This window comes from Plasticicumulans sp. (assembly GCF_035331805.1).
Lineage (GTDB): Bacteria > Pseudomonadota > Gammaproteobacteria > Competibacterales > Competibacteraceae > Plasticicumulans.
On record NZ_DAOLKE010000459.1, the window covers coordinates 1 to 2418 of the forward strand.

4 protein-coding genes are annotated in these 2418 nt (G+C 71.5%); 3 read left to right on the top strand and 1 reads right to left on the bottom strand.

Annotation, left to right across the window (positions count from 1 at the left end; genetic code table 11):
• Both PKE44_RS18355 and lpxL read left to right on the top strand, forming a co-directional pair.
• A partial coding sequence (locus PKE44_RS18355) for a hypothetical protein (protein WP_324554125.1) occupies window positions 1–212 on the top strand: 212 nt, incomplete at its 5' end.
• 37 nt (window positions 213–249) lie between these two features.
• Window positions 250–1173, top strand: coding sequence for an LpxL/LpxP family Kdo(2)-lipid IV(A) lauroyl/palmitoleoyl acyltransferase (lpxL, locus tag PKE44_RS18360; RefSeq protein ID WP_324554127.1), 924 nt, complete (start codon window positions 250–252; stop codon window positions 1171–1173).
• Here lpxL and PKE44_RS18365 read toward each other — a convergent pair.
• On the bottom strand, window positions 1167–1739 hold the full coding sequence (locus PKE44_RS18365; protein WP_324554129.1) for an HAD family hydrolase: 573 nt from the start codon (window positions 1737–1739) through the stop codon (window positions 1167–1169). The genes lpxL and PKE44_RS18365 overlap by 7 nt on opposite strands.
• 110 nt (window positions 1740–1849) lie before the next feature.
• Here PKE44_RS18365 and PKE44_RS18370 point away from each other — a divergent pair.
• The coding region (locus tag PKE44_RS18370) for a glycosyltransferase (protein WP_324554131.1) at window positions 1850–2418 on the top strand (569 nt) is incomplete at its 3' end.

The following is a 2418-nucleotide window of genomic DNA, read 5'->3' on the forward strand; positions in this document are numbered from 1 at the left end:
CTCGGCAAGGCCGCGCATTCTACGAATCAGATCGCTTTCGTCAAGCACCGGAATCGTTAAATCCCGACTGGCTGATTTCGTTGCTGCGGGCCACTGCGCGGGTGCTGTTTCCGGCCCCCGGCGGCAAAGAGCGGCGCATTCTACTGAGCGCGATTTCGCCGTCAAGCCCGCCGCCGGCCGGAGAGACAAAAATATCCGGCAGCCTCGCGTAGACTGCGCGGCGCTCTCCCCCGCCCGCCCGAGGTCTGCGTGTCGTCCGTATTCACCCGCGATCTGCTGCGCCGCCACGCCGCCGCGCGTTACTGGCCGGTGTGGCTCGGGCTCGGCGCAATGAAGCTGATGGCGGCGCTGCCGCACCGGCTGCAGCTTGCGCTCGGGCGCGGCCTCGGCCGGCTGTACGGGCGGCTCGACCGCCATCGCCGGCACGTGGTTGCGACCAACCTGCGGCTGTGCTTCCCGGCGCTCGATGAAGCCGCGCGCGCGCGCCTCGCCCGTGCGCATTTCGAGGCGCTCGGCATGGGCATCTTCGAGGTCGCGAGCGGCTACTGGGCGCCGCGCGCGCGGCTGGCCGCGCTCGGCGAGGTCTGCGGACTCGAACATTTCGATGCGGCCGCCGCGCGCGGGCGCGGCATCATCCTGCTGACCGGACACTTCACGACGCTGGAGATCGGTGCCGGCCTGCTGGCGCTGCACCGGTCGTTTCATCCGATGCAGCGTCGCAACGAGAACGCGCTGTTCAACGAAGTCATGAGCGCCGAACGCGCACGCCGCACCGGCGGCGCCTGCATCGACCGCGGTGATCTGCGCGGCATGCTGCGCGTGCTCAGGCGCAACGGCGCGGTCTGGTACGCGCCGGATCAGGACTACGGAGCGCAGGGCACGGTGTTCGTGCCGTTCTTCGGCGTGGCGGCGCGCACGATCACGGCGACCTCGCGCCTGGCGCGCATGAGCGGTGCGGCGGTGCTGCCGTACTGGCCCGAGCGTCTGGCGGACGGGCGCTACCGCGTGCACATCCTGCCGATGCTGGAAGACTTTCCGTCCGGCGACGAGACCGCCGATGCCGCGCGCATCAACCGGCTGATCGAGGACTGGGCGCGCCGCGCGCCCGAGCAGTACTACTGGGTGCACCGGCGCTTCAAGGCCAGACCGGCCGGCGAGCCGCCGGTCTACTGAAGCGCGAGTGCGGCCTGCGCCCGGACGTCAGCGGCGAGCGCCGCGACGCTCGGCCAGACGTCATCGGCCGCGGCCGCGTCGATCTCGGCACGCTCGCCGCTGACCAGCCAGGCGTGGCCGAGGCCGGCACGGCGCGCCGATTCGATGTCGCGGGCCTTGTCGCCGATCAGGATCGAGCGCGCCAGATCCAGCCCGAGCGCGTCGCGCGCGGCGAGGATCAGGCCCGGCGCCGGCTTGCGGCAGTCGCAGTCGATGCCGTACGGCGCCGGCGCTCCCGGCAGGTGCGGGCAGTGCCAGACGCCGGCGAGCGGCGCGCCGGCCTCGATGAAGCGTGCCTGCATCCACGCCGTCAGCCGCTGGTACTCGGCCTCGCCATAGCGGCCGCGGGCGATGCCGGACTGGTTGGTGACGATGACGAGCCGCCGGCCGGCGGCATGCGCCGTGCGCAGCAGATCGAAGATGCCGGGCACGAACTCGAAGTCCTCGATGCGGTGCACGTAGCCGTGATCGACGTTGACGATGCCGTCGCGATCGAGGAACAGCGCGGGAACGGCGGAGGCAGTCATCGGCGGTGACTCGCGACGGGCAGGCAGCGCCGTCTTATACCGGCCGCAGCGGCAAGCCGGTATCCTTGCCGCCCTTTTCCTCACGGCCCGCTCCGGGAGAGTCCCCGCGCATGCGCACGCTGCACGTCATCGGTTCGACGCAGATGGGCGGTGCCGACCAGTTCTTCGTGCGCCTGCTGACGGCGCTCACCGAGGCCGGGCACGCACCGCTCGCGGTCACGCGCGCCGGTTCGCCGATCGCGCAGGCGCTCGCCGGCGGGCCGGTGCGCCAGCTGCACCTGCCGCTGGCGAACCGCTGGGATGCGTGGTCCTGGTGGCAACTGCGGCGGCAGATCGAACGCGAAGGCATCGGGCTCGTGCAGACCTACATGGGTCGCGCCTCGCGGCTGATGCACGTGCCGGCCGCCAGCGCCTGCGTGCACGTCGCGCGCCTCGGCGGCTTCTACAAGCTCGACGGCTATTACCGCCACTGCGATGCGTGGATCGGCAACACGCAAGCGATCTGCGACTACCTGATCCGCGAGGGCCTGCCCGGCTCGCGCGTGTTCCGGATCGGCAACTTCGTGCCCGAAGCGCCGGCGGTGGACGACGGCGAGCTCGCGCGCCTGCGCACCGGGCTGCACCTGCCGCCGACGGCGCCGGTGCTGTTCGCGCTCGGGCGCTTCATCGACAAGAAGGG

What these genes read in the sequence shown, in the direction of transcription:
- PKE44_RS18365 (WP_324554129.1), bottom strand. Translation starts at nt 1,739, where the DNA reads ATGACTGCCTCCGCCGTTCCCGCGCTGTTCCTCGATCGCGACGGCATC.